This window comes from Mycobacterium tuberculosis complex sp. N0072 (genome assembly GCF_030323725.1).
Taxonomy (GTDB): domain Bacteria; phylum Actinomycetota; class Actinomycetes; order Mycobacteriales; family Mycobacteriaceae; genus Mycobacterium; species Mycobacterium tuberculosis.
This window is the reverse complement of sequence record NZ_CP040689.1, coordinates 1,001,964-1,018,478: the sequence shown is the minus strand read 5'-3', so window position 1 is coordinate 1,018,478 and position 16,515 is coordinate 1,001,964. Positions and strand designations below refer to the sequence as shown.

The following is a 16,515-nucleotide window of genomic DNA, read 5'->3' as shown; positions in this document are numbered from 1 at the left end:
CCGCGCGGAGATCCGCTCTACCGAGTACGACACACCCCGCGCACGCGCTACCCACCGCTCAACACACGGCAAAATGTGCTGGGGCTTCTCCCAGCGCCTGATCGCCGCCTACGCCCACCCCGACCGGCGCCGCGGCAAGACCAGCCCTACCGAAGCCATCAATGGCCGCCTGGATGCACTACGCCGCAACGCCCTCGGATTGCCCGAACTGCGGGCGCTAATGCGCGGCGATTCGCGGTTATCGCCACACTCTCGGTTTCACACCGAGCATCCTGCTTCGGATCCACCACATCGCCTCAATGGTCGCCGCACCCACCACGCCAACCGCCAGCGCGATTGACGTCGTCGCCAGGTTCGAGGCATCCAGCAGGAACTTCTCCCGCGCCAGCGGAAGGCTGAAGATCACCACATAGGCCAGTCCGGAGGCAAGCACCAGCGCCAGTCGCCACCACTGATAGGGGCGTGCGATCACCGCCAGCACCCATAACGCGGTCATCAACAACGTGATCAGCGCAGCGGTCGACGCCTGTTCCTGCTCCTGCCACGAGGCGTAGCGACCCTGGTAAGCGGCCAGATAGGTGACGAAAGTCGCGACACCGATGACTAGTCCGAACGGCACCGCAGACGTCATAACTCGCCGAACGAAGCCCGGATAGGCCCGCTCGTTGTTGGGCGCCAAGGACAGGATGAACGCTGGGATCCCGATAGTGAACCAGGCCGCGATGGTGACGTGGATCGGCTGGAACGGGAACAACAGCGGATCACGCCGCAGCGGTATGGCAATTAAGCACTCAATACCCACCAGCAGCGCCAGCAACACGGAATACACCGTCTTAGTCAGGAATAGATTGGCGACCCGTTCGATATTGCCGATGACCCGACGCCCCTCGCCGACCACATGGGGCAGCGTGGCAAACCGGTTGTTCAGCAACACGATCTGTGCCACCGCACGCGAGGCCGGGCTGCCCGAGCCCATCGCCACACCGATATCAGCGTCCTTGAGGGCAAGCACGTCGTTGACGCCGTCGCCGGTCATCGCCACGGTATGCCCGTGTGATTGCAGAGCATGCACGATCGCACGCTTCTGGTCCGGCCGCACACGGCCAAAACTGGTGTAAGAGTCCAGTGTGTCGGCCAGTTCTTCGCGGCCCGTCGGCAGCGCACGCGCATCCATCGCCTCGCCATGCAGCCCGAGCCGGTCGGCGACCGCACCAACCGACACCGCGTTGTCACCGGAGATCACCTTGACCGAAACATTCTGAACAGCAAAATAATCCAGCGTTTCACGGGCGTCGGGCCGCACCTTCTGCTCCAGCACAACCAGCGCTACCGGGGTGACCTGACCCGGCGCTTGGGCATGGTCGACGGCCACACTGCCAGCAGCCAGCAGCAGCACCCGCAATCCCTGCGCTCCGATCCGCTCGGCCTGTCTGGCCGCCACCGAAGCCGGATCGAGCAGCACGTCGGGCGCGCCGATCACCCAGTTACCGTGATCGCGAAAGGAGACGCCGCTCCACTTGGTGGCCGACTTGAAAGGCGCGTTCGCGGCCACGACCCAGCCCGGCGGCGAGTGAAAGGCCTCGGCGATTGCCTGCATGCTCGCGTTGGGACGGGCGTCGGCGGCGGCCAGGGCGGCCAGCACATCGGCGACACTTTCCTGTCGACCAGCCCCGTCGAGCTCTTCGACCTCGCAGACCCGCATGCCACTTTCGGTCAGTGTGCCGGTCTTGTCGGCGCAGACCACGTCCACCCGCGCCAACCCCTCGATGGCGGGCAACTCTTGCACCAGGCATTGACGCTGGCCGAGCCTGACCACCCCGACGGCGAAGGCGATCGAGGTCATCAGCACCAGGCCTTCGGGAACCATCGGCACCAGCGCGCCCACCATCCGCAACACGGATTCCCGCCATCCCACGTGTGTGGTGAACAACTGGGTGTAGATGGTCAGCAGGCCGGCCGGCACCAACAAGTAAGTGATGAACTGCAGAATCCTGTTGATGCCGTTGCGCAATTCGGATTTCACCAGGGTGAACTTGCTGGCCTCGGCGGCCAGTTTGGCTGCATATGCTTCGCTGCCGACCTTGGTGGCGCGGTAGGCGCCGGCACCGGAGACGACGAAACTGCCCGACATCACGGTATCGCCAGCGTCTTTGGCAATCGGGTCGGCCTCGCCGGTCAGCAATGATTCGTCGATCTCCAAGTTTTCCTCCTCGACGACCTCGCCGTCGACGACAACCTGGTCCCCGGGCCCAAGTTCGATGATGTCGTCCAGCACCACCTCGTTGGTCGACCGCGTGCGCGTTCCGGATTGCCTGCGCACCAACGGTTTCGCCTGTCCGATGATCGCGAGTTTGTCCAGCGTCTGCTTGGCACGGATCTCCTGGACCATGCCGATGACGCTGTTGGCGATGATGAGCAGGCCGAACATCCCGTTGATCAACGAGCCCGTCGCCAAGACGATGAGCAGCAAAACGCCCAGAATCGCGTTGATCCGCGTGAATACGTTGGCCCGGACGATCTGCCCGACGGTGCGGGTGACCCGTTCCGGGATATCGTTGCTCTTGCCTTCGGCGACCCGTTGCGCCACTTCGGCATCGGTCAAACCGGCTGTCGCCGAAGCCGAACGGGTCATCGGGTAAACGTTCCCAGCTTGTCGGCGTCGTAGTATTCCAGGTTTAACGTGTCGCCGGCGAAGGTGGCCTTGGAAATCGATCCGGGCAATGCGTTTTCGGTCGACAACGTGAACGTGAAAGTGTCGCCGTCCCAGTGCGTCAAATCGAACGTCTGGTTCTTCGGCCCCAGCGACAGGCGCAGTTGGCCGTCGTGGTAGGTCACGGTGGCGGGCCCCCAGTAGTCGTTGGCGTACACGCCGACGTAGTCGTTCAGCGGTCTGCTCGGCGCTGGGTTGGCCGGGGATTGCTTGCCGACCAGCGAGCCCGCGAGCTCGTTCAGCGGGGCAAATGCCTTCTTGTACAGGGCCGCCCAGTCCTCGCGTACCTGGCCGTACTGCACCAAGTCCATGAATTCGGCGGTCAGCGTCTCCGGCACGCCGATGGGCCCGGCGTTGGTCAGCGCGATGATGGCCAGGTCTTCGGAGGGCAGCACCACGAAATTCGCCGCGGCACCCAGCCCGAAGGCGCCGGAATGGCTGTACTCGGTGCGTCCCGAAGAGGTTACCCCCACGTTGAATCCGTAGCCATAGAAGCTGGCCCGCGCTCTCGGTGACACCGGGTGTCGAGAGATCACCTGCGGCGTGTAGACGGGGAGCAGGGCCTCCGGCGACGTGATCCGACGGCCGTTGTACACGCCGTCGGCCAGCACCATGGCCAGCCAGTGCGTCATGTCGTTAAGAGACGAACTCACCCCGCCCGCAGGTGATTGGGCGTCGGGATCGCGCTGGTAGCGCGCCTCCCATCGGTCTGCGACCTTGACGTGGTTGACCGCATGGTTGGGCCTGGCCAGAAAGTCGGTGAACCGGGAACTCGTAGACCCCATCCCCAACGGGCGGTAGAGCACCTCGTCGGACAGGTCCTCCCAGGACTGGCCGGCCGCGGCCGCGACCGCTTCGGCCGCCGCGGTCACACCAAAGTTGGTGTAGGCATAGCTGATTCGAAACGGTGCCAGCGGCAGGTATTTCAGCCGCTGCAGTACCTGTCGACGGTCATAACCCAAATCCTCCAACAGATCGCCCGCATGGTCGGGCAGGCCGGAGCGATGCGAGTAGAGGTCAGCAATGGTTACCTGGCCGGTGACGTAGGGATCGCGAAGGGCAAACCACGGCAGCTTCGATACGACGGGCGTATCCCAGGTCACGACGTTGTCGGTTACCGCATGCGCCACCACCGTGGCGCCGACCGATTTGGACACCGACGCCAACTGAAAGACGGTGTCGGCGTCCACCTTGTTGTCCGGACCACCACCTTTGCCCACGTCTCTGACACCGAACCCTTTGGCATACAACGTCTTTCCGCCATGGACTATCGCCACTGCCATTCCGGGTATGCCGGTATTCTGCATCAGCTCGCCGACCAGGCCGTCGACCTTTGCCACGGCATCGTCGATGCGGCCAGCGGGGATCTGTATCGCTGACCTCTCATTGGGAGAGGCATCGGGCAACCCGGACGGCGGGCCAAGTGCCTGGTGCGTGGATCCGCAACCCGTTAACGTCAGCAACATCACCATGGCGGCCGTTGCCGCTCGTTTGGTCATGGCCGCAGATAGTAGCCAACGCGGCCGGAACACTCGGTGGTTTGATCGCCTCGGCTCGCCCCCTAGCACCATTAGCCGGGCGCTGCGGGGAATTACAGCCGCCACCATGGGTGCAATCTCATGGGCCCGGTCGGGTCGACCCGCTGACCGGGTAGCGGCACGGCTACCGTGACGTGCTCGGGTTCAGCCGCCGCGAGCAGCCGCTCGACCGGCTCGCCCCACGGATGGGGGGCCAGCCGGAAGGTGCCCCAGTGCACCGGCACCAGCATTCCCGAGCCCGAATCGGTGACGTCCAGGTGCGCCCGGACCGCCTCCTCGGGGTTCATGTGGATGTCCGGCCACGCCGTGTTGTAGGCCCCGATGGGCAGCAGGGTCAGGTCGAACGGTCCGTGGTCCGCGCCGATCTGGGTGAAGCTCTTGGTGTATCCGGTATCACCGCCGAAGTAGGCGCGATGGTTCGGCCCAACAAACGCCCACGAGGCCCACAGTGTGGTGTTGCGGCTCAGGAACCGTCCCGAGAAGTGCCGTGCCGGCACGCAGACCACGGTGAGCTCATCGACCTGAGCGCTCTGGTTCCAGTCGAGCTCAACAATGCGATCCTGCGGAACACCCCACGACCGAAGGTGGGCGCCGACCCCGAGCGGCACAAGGAACGGGGCCCGTTACATGCCGACCAGCGCAACCACGGTGTCGATATCGAGATGGTCGTAGTGGTCGTGGCTGATGACCACGGCGTCGACGGCCGGGAGAGCTGCCAGTTGCACCGGCGGCGGATGCAGGCGCTGGGGGCCGACGACGTCGGACGGTGAGCACCGATCGCTCCACACCGGATCGGTAAGCACCCGGTAGCCGTCGATTTCCAGCAGCGCCGTCGAGTGACCGAACCAGCTGACGGCGAGCCGGCTGGCGTCACCCCGGTAGATATTCGGCGAGGCCAACGGGATCGGCGCCGCCGGCCGGCTCGCACTGTGTCTGGCCACTAACTCCCACACGATGAGCCGAAGCTCCTCGCGATCCAGGGTGAACATCGACGCGGGATCCAGGTTGACGAAGGCGCCGTCACGATAGTTCGGCGATTGCTCCGACACAGCCCTGATCGACGCCGCGTCGGCACCGAGCGCGGCCGGCGTGCCGTGCAGCGCACGCAACAGCCACGTGCCGGCGGCCAGCGAGGCGGTGCCGGCCGCCAGTCGTAGCGCTCGGCGCACCATGACGGTTAAGCCCCTTGGAACTTCGGCGGCCGCTTTTCCATCCGGGCAACCTGCGCTTCGATGACATCCTGGCTGCCCCAGGCTTTGTCGAAGAGTTCCTTATGGGCCGGCCACGCTTCCTCGATAGCGCCGTCGTCGTTGAGCACCCGCTTGGCGTGCTGGATAGCCAGTGGTGCCAGCCTGGCGATCTCGGCGGCCCAGGCCTGGGCGTCGGCCAAAGTGCCAATGCGATTCGCCATTCCGGTGTGCAGTGCGATCTCGGCGGTCAGCTTTTCCGCGCTGAGCAGCATCGCGCGGGCACGTCCGTGCCCAACCAACGACGACAGCCGGCGGATGCTCCAGTTATCCAGGGCCAGACCGTATTTCGACGTCGGAAACTGGAAGAAGGCATCGGGCGCGACAACCCGCAGGTCGCATTGCATGGCAAGCTGCAAGCCGGCGCCGATGGCGGGACCGTTGATCGCGCCGACCACTGGCATCGGGGAGGCGTCCATCGCCTTGTGCAGCTCGATGAGCCGGTCGGGATAATCGGCGGCGAATGCGTCTCCGCTCAGGTCCGCGCCAGCGCAGAACGCGGTGCCTTGGCCGGTCAGCACGATCGCCCGAGCCGATCCATCCCCGGCTTTCCGGATGGCCTGCGTAAGCTCCTCGACCAGCTGGGAATTTAAGGCGTTGCGGCGCTCCGGGCGTTGCAGCTCAATGGTCAGCACGGCTTCTGCCTGGGTGATACCGATCATTGGGTCAGCCTATATAGCCTCATCGCGTGAGTCGTATCACGACCGACCAACTGCGGCACGCGGTGCTAGACCGGGGATCTTTCGTCAGCTGGGATAGCGAGCCGCTGGCGGTGCCGGTAGCCGACTCCTATGCGCGGGAGCTGGCCGCCGCTCGGGCGGCCACCGGCGCGGACGAATCGGTGCAGACCGGTGAGGGACGCGTATTCGGGCGGCGGGTGGCCGTGGTGGCCTGTGAGTTCGACTTCCTGGGCGGCTCGATTGGGGTGGCAGCGGCCGAACGGATCACCGCCGCCGTCGAGCGGGCGACCGCCGAGCGGCTGCCGCTACTGGCGTCACCAAGCTCGGGAGGCACCCGCATGCAAGAAGGCACGGTCGCGTTTCTGCAGATGGTGAAGATCGCTGCGGCCATCCAGCTGCACAACCAGGCGCGCCTGCCCTACCTGGTCTATTTGCGCCATCCGACCACGGGTGGAGTTTTCGCGTCGTGGGGCTCGCTGGGGCATCTCACCGTCGCCGAGCCGGGCGCCCTGATCGGCTTTCTGGGACCACGGGTCTATGAGTTGCTCTATGGCGACCCCTTCCCATCCGGCGTCCAAACCGCCGAGAATCTACGGCGGCATGGGATCATCGACGGCGTCGTTGCACTGGACCGGCTACGACCGATGCTGGATCGTGCGTTGACGGTGCTCATCGACGCTCCCGAACCGCTTCCGGCACCGCAGACGCCCGCGCCCGTACCCGATGTGCCCACGTGGGACTCGGTGGTGGCATCGCGCCGGCCGGACCGGCCGGGCGTCAGGCAGCTACTGCGACACGGCGCCACCGACCGGGTGTTGTTGTCAGGAACCGATCAAGGCGAAGCGGCGACCACGCTGCTGGCGCTGGCCCGCTTTGGCGGCCAACCCACGGTGGTCCTCGGCCAGCAAAGGGCAGTAGGCGGCGGGGGAAGCACTGTCGGGCCCGCTGCGTTACGCGAAGCCCGACGCGGGATGGCGCTCGCCGCCGAGCTGTGCCTGCCGCTGGTGCTGGTCATTGACGCGGCCGGACCCGCGTTGTCGGCCGCAGCCGAACAGGGCGGGCTGGCCGGCCAGATCGCGCATTGCCTGGCCGAGCTCGTCACGCTGGATACCCCGACCGTGTCGATCCTGCTGGGCCAGGGCAGCGGCGGGCCGGCGCTGGCGATGTTGCCCGCCGACCGGGTGCTGGCCGCACTCCACGGCTGGCTGGCGCCCTTGCCTCCCGAAGGAGCCAGCGCGATCGTGTTCCGAGACACTGCTCATGCCGCCGAACTCGCTGCCGCCCAAGGCATCCGGTCGGCCGACCTACTGAAGTCGGGGATTGTCGACACCATCGTGCCGGAGTACCCCGACGCCGCAGACGAGCCGATCGAGTTCGCCCTACGACTGTCGAACGCCATCGCCGCCGAAGTGCACGCGTTACGGAAGATACCGGCCCCGGAACGCCTCGCGACTCGGTTGCAACGCTACCGCCGGATCGGGTTGCCCCGCGACTAACCCGCGCGCACCCCGCGAGCAGACACAGAGTCGCACAAAATCGGCGGTTTTGATGCGACTCTGTGTCTGCTCGCCCAGCACGCGACCCGGCGGCTCACCCTCCCACCCTGCTGGACGGTAATCAGGCAAAATGGGCGGCATGGACACTGGTGTGACCTCACCTCGGGTGTTGGTCGTCGACGACGACTCCGATGTGCTCGCCTCGCTGGAACGCGGCTTACGGCTGTCCGGATTCGAGGTAGCGACCGCGGTGGACGGCGCCGAGGCCTTGCGCAGCGCCACCGAGAACCGGCCGGACGCGATCGTGCTCGACATCAACATGCCAGTGCTCGATGGAGTCAGCGTCGTGACGGCACTACGCGCGATGGACAACGACGTCCCGGTCTGTGTGCTATCCGCACGCAGCTCTGTCGATGACCGAGTGGCCGGATTGGAGGCCGGCGCCGACGATTACCTGGTGAAACCGTTCGTGCTGGCCGAGCTGGTGGCACGGGTGAAGGCGCTGCTGCGCCGCCGCGGCTCCACTGCAACGTCGTCCTCGGAAACCATCACGGTGGGCCCGCTGGAGGTGGACATCCCCGGCCGGCGGGCCCGGGTCAACGGCGTCGACGTCGACCTGACCAAGCGCGAATTCGACCTGCTCGCGGTGCTGGCCGAGCACAAGACCGCGGTGCTCTCCCGAGCGCAACTCCTGGAATTGGTGTGGGGCTACGACTTCGCCGCCGACACCAACGTGGTGGACGTCTTCATCGGGTACCTGCGGCGCAAACTGGAGGCCGGCGGTGGCCCTAGGCTGCTGCATACCGTCCGCGGAGTCGGATTCGTGCTGCGTATGCAGTGACGGGGCATGCATGAATATTCTGTCGCGGATCTTCGCCCGTACGCCCTCGCTGCGAACCCGGGTGGTGGTCGCGACGGCGATCGGCGCCGCGATCCCGGTACTCATTGTCGGCACCGTCGTCTGGGTCGGGATCACCAACGACCGCAAGGAGCGGCTGGACCGCCGGCTCGACGAGGCCGCGGGTTTCGCGATCCCGTTCGTGCCGCGTGGCCTCGACGAGATCCCGCGCTCACCGAACGACCAGGACGCCCTCATCACGGTCCGCCGTGGCAACGTGATCAAGTCGAATTCCGACATCACGCTGCCCAAACTGCAAGACGACTACGCCGACACCTACGTCCGCGGGGTGCGCTACCGCGTGCGCACGGTGGAGATCCCCGGGCCCGAGCCGACGTCGGTGGCGGTGGGCGCGACGTATGACGCCACCGTAGCCGAGACCAACAACCTGCACCGCCGGGTGCTGCTGATCTGTACCTTCGCCATCGGCGCGGCGGCGGTGTTCGCCTGGCTGTTGGCCGCGTTCGCGGTACGCCCGTTCAAGCAGCTCGCCGAGCAGACCCGGTCCATCGACGCGGGCGACGAGGCGCCACGCGTGGAAGTACACGGCGCCAGCGAAGCCATCGAGATCGCCGAGGCGATGCGCGGCATGCTGCAGCGCATCTGGAACGAGCAGAACCGAACCAAGGAGGCGCTTGCGTCGGCGCGTGACTTCGCGGCGGTGTCCTCCCACGAGCTGCGCACTCCGCTGACCGCGATGCGCACCAACCTGGAGGTGCTGTCCACCCTGGATCTGCCCGACGACCAGCGCAAAGAAGTGCTCAACGACGTCATCCGCACCCAGTCGCGCATTGAGGCCACCCTGAGCGCGCTGGAGCGGTTGGCCCAGGGCGAACTGTCGACCTCGGACGATCACGTGCCGGTCGATATCACCGACCTGCTCGACCGCGCCGCCCACGACGCGGCCCGGATCTACCCCGATCTCGATGTATCGCTGGTGCCGTCGCCGACCTGCATCATCGTGGGTTTGCCGGCCGGGTTGCGCCTGGCCGTCGACAACGCCATCGCCAACGCGGTCAAGCACGGCGGCGCCACCCTGGTTCAACTCTCCGCGGTCAGCTCGCGGGCCGGCGTGGAGATCGCCATCGACGACAACGGCAGCGGAGTGCCCGAAGGTGAGCGCCAAGTGGTGTTCGAGCGGTTCTCCCGCGGGTCCACGGCATCTCATTCGGGGTCGGGTCTCGGGCTGGCGTTGGTGGCCCAACAGGCCCAGTTGCACGGCGGCACCGCGTCGCTGGAGAACAGCCCGCTGGGTGGCGCGCGCCTCGTGTTGCGCCTTCCCGGGCCCAGTTAGCCCTGCGGCCCTGACCTCATGTCCGCCGTGTGCTCTTGCGCCACGGCGTGAAAAACGCCCGCGCTGCCGACTCCTCGTCCTGGAACCAAACCTGGGCGACAGTAGGGTCGTACGTCGGATCTTCGGGAGTGTAGTAGAGCCTGGTGTCCGAGCGGCCCTTCACCAGCCACCCCTGCGGTCCGCTGCCATCGGCACCAGCGCGCGCCGAGCCCGGGCCGTACGGCGCGTACGGAACCACCGGAATACGCGCCGCCGGCTCGCCGGCGACCGGGATCGGCTCCGCCGCGGGCTCCCCGGCAACCGGGATCTGCTCCGCAGCAGACTCCGTTGCCACCTTGGTCTTCGCCGTCGGCGACTCCTCTCTCTTGGTGCCCGACTTGACGGCGGGTTTTCTCGCCGTTGGCGGCTTGGACTTAGCGCTTGACCCGCGGACCGATTTCTTTACCAGCACTTGATGTTCGACGGGCCGGACCATCAGCGTCGACGTCAGCACCATCCCGAGCGTGAACGCCAGGCCCGCCAGCCACCAGTGCACGTGTTCCATCACTGTGCGCCTGTCTCGGCTGCACTGGGCGCCTCCGCAGCACCCTCATCACGGCTGGCGCGCTTGATCGACAGAGTGACGACTACCCAGGCAACAGCCGAGCCCCCCAGGAACGCCAGCAGGTAGCACGACCACTGGATCACAAAATCCATGCTGGGTTCTCCTTAGTTGACCACGATCTCGACGCGACGATTCTTGGCGCGCCCCTCGGGTGTGGCGTTGCTGGCGATCGGATTCACCGAACCGAGACCCACGGTGGCAATGTGATCGCCGGCAACTCCGCGGGCAACCAGGTAGTCGGCGACTATCTTGGCTCGCTGAGCGCTCAACGGGATATTGATACCTTCGCTGCCGGTGTTGTCGGTGTAGCCGTTGATCGTCACCCGAGCGTCCGGACATGCCTTGAGCTTGTCGGCTACCCGGTTCAGGATTTCATAGTCGGCTGGGATCAGACTAGCCCCGTCGTTGCCAAACGCGATGGGTCCACCCGTCACGGCATTGATGGCTGATTGCAGGTCGGCACATGGGCCGGAGGCCGGGGGTCCTGGCGGTGCCTGCCCCGTAACCTCAATATTGTTAACGATTTTCATGTCAGGCCAGGTGCTGGTCGCCGCGCGCTTCACTGCGTCCTTGTGCTCGGATGAAGGGGCAGTTCCGGTCAAGGTGACGGTGTCCCTTTCGACTTTGAGGCCAAAATCAGGAATCGGCACGCTGGCGGTGAAAACTGGTTCCGCACTTGAGAAATCAAGTGATCGCACAACGGGATCGACGTGAATCTGGTCGATGACGTTCACGCCCGGAGCAAGCAAGCCGTTGAGCGCCGTCATCAAGGCCGCCTTGGCGGCCTCATCGGGGAAGTCACCGATCAGAGTAACGGTGTTGCCGCTGCGGCTAATTGACAGCAAAGACAAGGACAACGCAGAAGCGCCCCGGGTGCTGGTCGGTGTCAGTGTCGGCAACACACCGGTCGGTCCGGTAACGGACTGGGGCCGCTCGAATGCACCGTAACCGATTGCCGCTATCAGCAACGGAATAACCACCGCGCCAATCAGCCACGGACGGCCCGGCGAGCCCCGGTAGAATTTCTGAGTTCGTCGCGCGTCGGTGGTCGCGGGTGTTTGGCCCAAACCCGCCTTAGAAGCCACTACGCCACTCCCTCAGGTCGTCGAACGCGTCTCGTCCGTGCTGCAGGCGATATGCAGCCTACCGAGTCGGTGCCGGGACACCGCGTCAAATCGGGCACACTGGAGCCATGGGCAAGGGACGCAAACCGACAGACAGCGAGACCCTGGCACACATCCGTGACCTGGTGGCCGAGGAGAAGGCGTTGCGAGCGCAGCTGCGGCACGGTGGCATCAGCGAGTCCGAGGAGCAGCAGCAACTGCGCCGCATCGAGATCGAACTCGACCAGTGCTGGGACCTGCTCCGACAGCGACGGGCATTGCGCCAAACCGGTGGTGACCCGCGCGAAGCAGTCGTGCGTCCCGCCGACCAAGTCGAGGGGTACACCGGCTAGATCCGTCTCGATAGCCGCCGTCACTATGAGCGATCACGACAGGGACTTCGACGTTGTCGTGGTTGGCGGCGGTCACAACGGCTTGGTCGCGGCCGCCTGCCTGGCCCGGGCCGGGCTTCGAGTGCGACTGCTCGAGCGGCTGGCACAGACTGGGGGGGCCGCGGTGTCGATACAGGCCTTCGACGGTGTCGAGGTCGCGCTGTCACGCTACTCGTACCTGGTCAGCTTGCTGCCGTCGCGCATCGTCGCCGACCTCGGCGCTCCGGTGCGGTTGGCGCGGCGGCCATTTTCCTCATACACCCCTGCCCCAGCCACGGCCGGGCGCTCTGGCCTGCTCATCGGGCCCACCGGCGAACCACGCGCAGCGCACCTCGCGGCGATCGGCGCCGCGCCGGATGCGCACGGCTTCGCCGCGTTCTACCGGCGCTGCCGGCTGGTGACCGCACGGCTGTGGCCCACCCTGATCGAGCCGCTGCGCACCCGCGAGCAGGCCCGCCGCGACATTGTGGAATACGGCGGCCACGAGGCGGCCGCTGCCTGGCAAGCCATGGTCGACGAGCCGATCGGGCATGCCATCGCCGGCGCGGTGGCCAATGACCTGCTACGCGGGGTGATCGCCACCGACGCGCTGATCGGCACCTTCGCCCGCATGCACGAACCGTCGCTGATGCAGAACATCTGCTTCCTGTATCACCTGGTCGGTGGGGGCACCGGAGTCTGGCACGTCCCAATCGGCGGCATGGGGTCGGTGACCTCGGCCCTGGCCACGGCAGCTGCCCGCCACGGCGCCGAAATAGTCACCGGTGCAGACGTTTTCGCCCTTGATCCAGACGGTACGGTGCGCTACCACAGCGACGGTAGCGACGGTGCCGAGCATTTGGTCCGGGGCCGGTTCGTTCTGGTCGGGGTCACACCGGCGGTGCTGGCCAGCCTGCTCGGTGAACCGGTTGCGGCACTGGCCCCGGGCGCACAGGTCAAGGTCAACATGGTGGTGCGCCGACTCCCCCGGTTGCGCGACGACAGTGTCACACCGCAGCAAGCATTTGCCGGGACGTTCCACGTCAACGAGACATGGAGCCAATTGGATGCCGCGTACTCGCAAGCAGCCAGCGGGCGGTTGCCGGATCCCCTACCCTGCGAAGCCTACTGCCATTCGCTGACCGACCCGAGCATCCTGTCCGCCCGGTTGCGCGATGCCGGCGCTCAGACGCTGACGGTGTTCGGCTTGCACACACCGCACTCGGTGTTCGGCGACACCGAAGGCTTAGCCGAACGGCTGACGGCAGCCGTCCTAGCGTCGCTGAATTCCGTTCTGGCCGAACCGATTCAGGACGTGCTTTGGACCGATGCGCAGAGCAAGCCATGCATCGAGACGACGACCACCCTGGACCTGCAGCGGACGCTTGGGATGACCGGCGGCAACATCTTCCACGGTGCGTTGTCCTGGCCGTTCGCTGACAACGACGATCCGCTGGACACACCGGCACGGCAGTGGGGCGTAGCCACCGACCACGAGCGGATCATGCTGTGCGGCTCGGGTGCCCGTCGCGGCGGGGCGGTGTCGGGCATCGGCGGTCACAACGCCGCGATGGCAGTGCTGGCTTGCCTGGCGAGCAGACGCAAAAGCCCCTAATACCTGCCGGTTTAGGGGGCTTTTGCGTCTGCTCGCCGGCCTACCGCGCGTCTATGGTGACGTAGTCGCGCTCCGTGTAGCCGGTGTAGATCTGGCGGGGCCGGCCGATCTTGCTGTCGCCCTCGTCGTGCATCTCACGCCAGTGCGCGATCCAGCCGGGAAGCCTGCCCAGGGCAAACAACACGGTGAACATCCTGGTCGGGAAGCCGAGGGCCCGGTAGATCAGGCCGGTGTAGAAGTCGACGTTGGGGTAAAGCTTGCGTTCGATGAAGTAGTCGTCGGTCAGCGCCGCCTCTTCGAGCTCCTTGGCGATGCCCAGCAAGGAGTCATCGCCGCCGAGCTTGGCCAGGATCTTGTCGGCCTGTTCCTTGACGATGCGGGCCCGCGGATCGTAGTTCTTGTAGACACGATGACCGAAACCCATCAATTTGACCCCGGCCTCGCGGTTCTTGACCTTGCGTACAAACTCGCTGACGTCGTCGCCGCTGTCGCGAATGCCCTCGAGCATCTCCAGGACAGCCTGATTGGCGCCGCCATGAAGCGGACCCCATAGTGCGTTGATGCCACCCGAGATCGAGGTGAACAGGTTGGCTCGCGACGAGCCAACCAGCCGAACCGTCGACGTCGAGCAGTTCTGCTCGTGGTCGGCGTGCAAGATGAACAACATGTCCAGCGCCCGCACCACCTCGGGGTCGGCCTGGTAGGGCTCGGCGGGAAATCCGAACGTCAACCGTAGGAAGTTCTCCACCAGCGTCAGTGAGTTATCTGGGTAGAGGAAGGGCTGGCCGACCGATTTCTTGTAGGCGTACGCGGCGATGGTGGGCAGCTTGGCCAGCAGCCGAATGGTCGACAGCTCGACTTGACCGTTGTCCATGGGGTCCAGAGCATCCTGGTAGTACGCCGACAGCGCATTGACCACGCTGGACAACACCGGCATCGGGTGGGCATTGCGCGGAAAGCCGTCGAAGAACCGCTTGAGATCCTCGTGCAGCATGGTGTGGCGCTGGATCCGGCCGGTGAACTGGGCAAGCTGGTCGGTATCGGGCAGCTCGCCGTAAATCAACAGGTAGCAGACCTCGATGAAGGTTGACTTCTCCGCCAGTTGGTCGATCGGGTAGCCGCGATAACGCAGAATGCCGGCATCTCCGTCGATGTAGGTGATGGAGCTTTTAGCGGCGGCCGTGTTGGCGAAGCCGACGTCGAACGTGGTGTGCCCGGTTTTTGCCAGCAGCGGCCCGAGCGCAATGCCGTCGGCGCCTTCGGTGGCGTGCACGATCTGCAGGTCGATCTCGCCTCCCGGGTAACGGAGGGTTGCGGTGTCGTCGGTGTCGGCCACGAGAACCCCTTCGCGCTTTGGCTGATATGGCTGCCCCACTAAGTGCTTATAGCTGAAGGTAGTCGCTATCGGGATGACCCGCCTGCCCGGGGTGGGGTCTCTGGCACCATGGGCGGCCGCGCGTAAGGTAAGCCGCTGCGCGCTCGGCCGGGTGATGACTCGCGGCGTCCGTTTAACGGCGCCCTGCGATCCTTCGAAGTCTGGTCCCTGGGCCGGCTTCACTGACGCCAACGAGTAGCTCGAGTTCGTGGGCGAGCTGGTCGGTCAGGATGCTCAGCGCGGGGACGGCACGACGGCAGCCCGTCAAACCGAAAGTGATCTGCTCATTGGTGCCGCTACAGGTGATGTTCAACGCCGCGCCATCGACAGGTGCCGAGAGCAGGTAGAGCGCGTCCAGGCGAGCGCCGTTCCAGTACAGCGCGCCCTGCGGGCCCGGCACGTTGGAGATCGTCACATTTGGTGGGCGCAGCGGCGCGGGCACGCGCCCCAGGGCCATCGCAAGGGCGAGCGGGGCGGCGCCCAATGCGCTCATAGCCAGCGCCTGGTTTCGGCTTCGGCCGGCGATCGCGGCTTTGCCGTCGCGCATACTTGCCCGTATCGCCGACAGCCGTTCGACCGGACTGGCCAGGTGCGTCGCCAGCGAACACATCAACGTACCGATCTTGTTGCCTGGACCCTGGCCGAACACGTCGATAACTGCGGTATCGCGCAGCGAAACCGGCACCATCGCTATCAGCGGCGCACCCGGTAACGCTCCCCGGCTGATCAGGTACGCACGTAACGCCCCGCCGCACATGGCCAGCACGACATCGTTGATGGTGGCATCGGCGTGTTCGGCGACCTGTCGCAGCCGCTCGATCGGAAAGGAACAACCTGCCACGGACCGGGCCCCGGCGATCGGCTCGTTCAGCGGGGTGTGTGGTGCGGCCAGTGTCAGCGGCCCGCTGCGACATTGCGCTGCCCGCCACGTGGTATCGGCCACTACGCGCACCATGCCCGGGACGCCCCTGGCTTGACCCAGCACCCCCTTGGCCAACGTCAGTGGTCTCGACGAACCGCGCGGTGCCGTGTGTTTGGCCACCGACGCCTGCGCTGGCACCTCCCACAAGGTGGGCATCTGACGCTGATGCGGGTCCGCGGTGACGATCCGTTGTAAAAGCCGCATCACCGAGACTCCGTCCGCCAGCGCATGGTGGACCTTGACGTAGACCGCGCACCGCCCGCCAGGTAGACCCTCGATCAGGTCCACCTGCCATAGCGGGCGGGAGCGGTCCAGCATGCCGGCGTGTAGTTCAGAAACCAACGCCCACAGCTCGGCGGTACCGGCCCGTGGCGGCAATGCGCTAAGCCGCACGTGGTAATCCAGGTCCACCTCGGTCTCGGTGCGCCAAGACCACTGCCCGAGCGAGGTGAGCGACCGGTGCGGGCGTCGGCGCCACCACGGCGCCACCTGCTGACGGGCCACCGCGGCGGAGAACACCTTGCGCAGGTAACGCCCGGTCCCGTTGTCGGGCTGACTCAGCACGGCCAACGCGCCGACATGCAGCGGCCGCGTCGGCGTCTCGGCCCATAGGAATAAGGCATCGGCGGCTGCCATCGGAAGATCCATTGCACGGAACCTTT

The 16,515-nt window shown here is 65.9% G+C and carries 13 protein-coding genes and 1 pseudogene; 5 read left to right on the top strand and 9 right to left on the bottom strand.

Features of this window, described 5'->3' with window-relative positions; all coding sequences use genetic code 11:
* Nucleotides 1–238: 238 nt before the first annotated feature.
* The 4 genes and pseudogenes from FF952_RS04800 to FF952_RS04785 all read right to left on the bottom strand — a co-directional run bounded on the left by FF952_RS04800 (nucleotide 239) and on the right by FF952_RS04785 (nucleotide 6,157).
* Nucleotides 239–2,632 carry a cation-translocating P-type ATPase gene (locus FF952_RS04800; protein WP_003898639.1) on the bottom strand — a complete coding sequence of 798 codons (2,394 nt, stop codon included), beginning with the start codon at nucleotides 2,630–2,632 and terminating at the stop codon, nucleotides 239–241.
* Nucleotides 2,629–4,209: a serine hydrolase gene (locus FF952_RS04795; RefSeq protein WP_003909313.1), complete on the bottom strand. Its 1,581-nt coding sequence runs from the start codon at nucleotides 4,207–4,209 to the stop codon at nucleotides 2,629–2,631. Before FF952_RS04795 ends, FF952_RS04800 begins: the two co-directional genes overlap by 4 nt.
* A 92-nt stretch (nucleotides 4,210–4,301) precedes the next feature.
* Nucleotides 4,302–5,420, bottom strand: a pseudogene (locus FF952_RS04790) (MBL fold metallo-hydrolase).
* Between the two features lie 5 nt (nucleotides 5,421–5,425).
* Nucleotides 5,426–6,157, bottom strand: a complete 732-nt coding sequence (locus tag FF952_RS04785) for an enoyl-CoA hydratase (RefSeq protein ID WP_003404702.1) — start codon at nucleotides 6,155–6,157, stop codon at nucleotides 5,426–5,428.
* Nucleotides 6,158–6,183: 26 nt separating this feature from the next.
* On the opposite strand from FF952_RS04785, the gene FF952_RS04780 reads away from it, so the two are divergent.
* The 3 genes from FF952_RS04780 to prrB all read left to right on the top strand — a co-directional run bounded on the left by FF952_RS04780 (nucleotide 6,184) and on the right by prrB (nucleotide 9,863).
* The gene (locus tag FF952_RS04780; protein WP_003404691.1) at nucleotides 6,184–7,671 is read left to right on the top strand and encodes a carboxyl transferase domain-containing protein; all 1,488 of its coding nucleotides are present in this window, start codon (nucleotides 6,184–6,186) and stop codon (nucleotides 7,669–7,671) included.
* A 130-nt stretch (nucleotides 7,672–7,801) separates the two neighbouring features.
* Nucleotides 7,802–8,512 carry a two-component system response regulator PrrA gene (gene prrA, locus FF952_RS04775; RefSeq protein WP_003404690.1) on the top strand — a complete coding sequence of 237 codons (711 nt, stop codon included), beginning with the start codon at nucleotides 7,802–7,804 and terminating at the stop codon, nucleotides 8,510–8,512.
* 10 nt (nucleotides 8,513–8,522) lie between these two features.
* Nucleotides 8,523–9,863 carry a two-component system sensor histidine kinase PrrB gene (prrB, locus tag FF952_RS04770; protein ID WP_003404689.1) on the top strand — a complete coding sequence of 447 codons (1,341 nt, stop codon included), beginning with the start codon at nucleotides 8,523–8,525 and terminating at the stop codon, nucleotides 9,861–9,863.
* Nucleotides 9,864–9,879: 16 nt separating this feature from the next.
* Here prrB and arfC read toward each other — a convergent pair whose 3' ends face one another.
* From arfC to arfA, 3 genes are read right to left on the bottom strand one after another with little or no spacing between them, the layout of a single operon-like run.
* On the bottom strand, nucleotides 9,880–10,407 hold the full coding sequence (arfC, locus tag FF952_RS04765) for a channel accessory protein ArfC, sunset domain variant (RefSeq protein ID WP_003404688.1): 528 nt from the start codon (nucleotides 10,405–10,407) through the stop codon (nucleotides 9,880–9,882).
* Entirely contained in the window at nucleotides 10,407–10,559 is a 153-nt protein-coding gene (gene arfB, locus FF952_RS04760) for a channel accessory protein ArfB (RefSeq protein WP_003404687.1), read from the bottom strand. The genes arfC and arfB overlap by 1 nt, the downstream gene beginning before the upstream one ends.
* A gap of 12 nt (nucleotides 10,560–10,571) precedes the next feature.
* Nucleotides 10,572–11,552 (bottom strand): channel-forming protein ArfA/OmpATb, encoded by a 981-nt coding sequence (gene arfA, locus FF952_RS04755; RefSeq protein WP_003404684.1) that lies wholly within the window; start codon nucleotides 11,550–11,552, stop codon nucleotides 10,572–10,574.
* A 107-nt stretch (nucleotides 11,553–11,659) separates the two neighbouring features.
* Between arfA and FF952_RS04750 the strand changes: the two genes are divergently transcribed.
* Together FF952_RS04750 and FF952_RS04745 are read left to right on the top strand one after the other, a co-directional pair.
* Nucleotides 11,660–11,923, top strand: a complete 264-nt coding sequence (locus FF952_RS04750) for a DUF2630 family protein (RefSeq protein WP_003404673.1) — start codon at nucleotides 11,660–11,662, stop codon at nucleotides 11,921–11,923.
* Between the two features lie 25 nt (nucleotides 11,924–11,948).
* Nucleotides 11,949–13,556, top strand: coding sequence for a phytoene desaturase family protein (locus tag FF952_RS04745; protein WP_003904503.1), 1,608 nt, complete (start codon nucleotides 11,949–11,951; stop codon nucleotides 13,554–13,556).
* 40 nt (nucleotides 13,557–13,596) lie between these two features.
* Here the strand turns inward: FF952_RS04745 and FF952_RS04740 are convergent, their stop codons facing one another.
* Entirely contained in the window at nucleotides 13,597–14,892 is a 1,296-nt protein-coding gene (locus FF952_RS04740) for a citrate synthase (RefSeq protein WP_003901040.1), read from the bottom strand.
* 172 nt (nucleotides 14,893–15,064) lie between these two features.
* Nucleotides 15,065–16,501, bottom strand: a complete 1,437-nt coding sequence (locus tag FF952_RS04735) for a WS/DGAT/MGAT family O-acyltransferase (RefSeq protein WP_003898635.1) — start codon at nucleotides 16,499–16,501, stop codon at nucleotides 15,065–15,067.
* Nucleotides 16,502–16,515: the final 14 nt, after the last annotated feature.

Bases quoted from the DNA above. Each gene is read 5' to 3' on its own strand.
- FF952_RS04750 (WP_003404673.1), top strand. From the start codon at position 11,660: ATGGGCAAGGGACGCAAACCGACAGACAGCGAGACCCTGGCACACATC.
- arfC (WP_003404688.1), bottom strand. From the start codon at position 10,407: ATGGAACACGTGCACTGGTGGCTGGCGGGCCTGGCGTTCACGCTCGGG.
- FF952_RS04795 (WP_003909313.1), bottom strand. From the start codon at position 4,209: ATGACCAAACGAGCGGCAACGGCCGCCATGGTGATGTTGCTGACGTTA.
- FF952_RS04735 (WP_003898635.1), bottom strand. From the start codon at position 16,501: ATGGATCTTCCGATGGCAGCCGCCGATGCCTTATTCCTATGGGCCGAG.
- prrB (WP_003404689.1), top strand. From the start codon at position 8,523: ATGAATATTCTGTCGCGGATCTTCGCCCGTACGCCCTCGCTGCGAACC.
- FF952_RS04800 (WP_003898639.1), bottom strand. From the start codon at position 2,632: ATGACCCGTTCGGCTTCGGCGACAGCCGGTTTGACCGATGCCGAAGTG.
- FF952_RS04785 (WP_003404702.1), bottom strand. From the start codon at position 6,157: ATGATCGGTATCACCCAGGCAGAAGCCGTGCTGACCATTGAGCTGCAA.
- prrA (WP_003404690.1), top strand. From the start codon at position 7,802: ATGGGCGGCATGGACACTGGTGTGACCTCACCTCGGGTGTTGGTCGTC.
- FF952_RS04745 (WP_003904503.1), top strand. From the start codon at position 11,949: ATGAGCGATCACGACAGGGACTTCGACGTTGTCGTGGTTGGCGGCGGT.
- arfB (WP_003404687.1), bottom strand. From the start codon at position 10,559: ATGGATTTTGTGATCCAGTGGTCGTGCTACCTGCTGGCGTTCCTGGGG.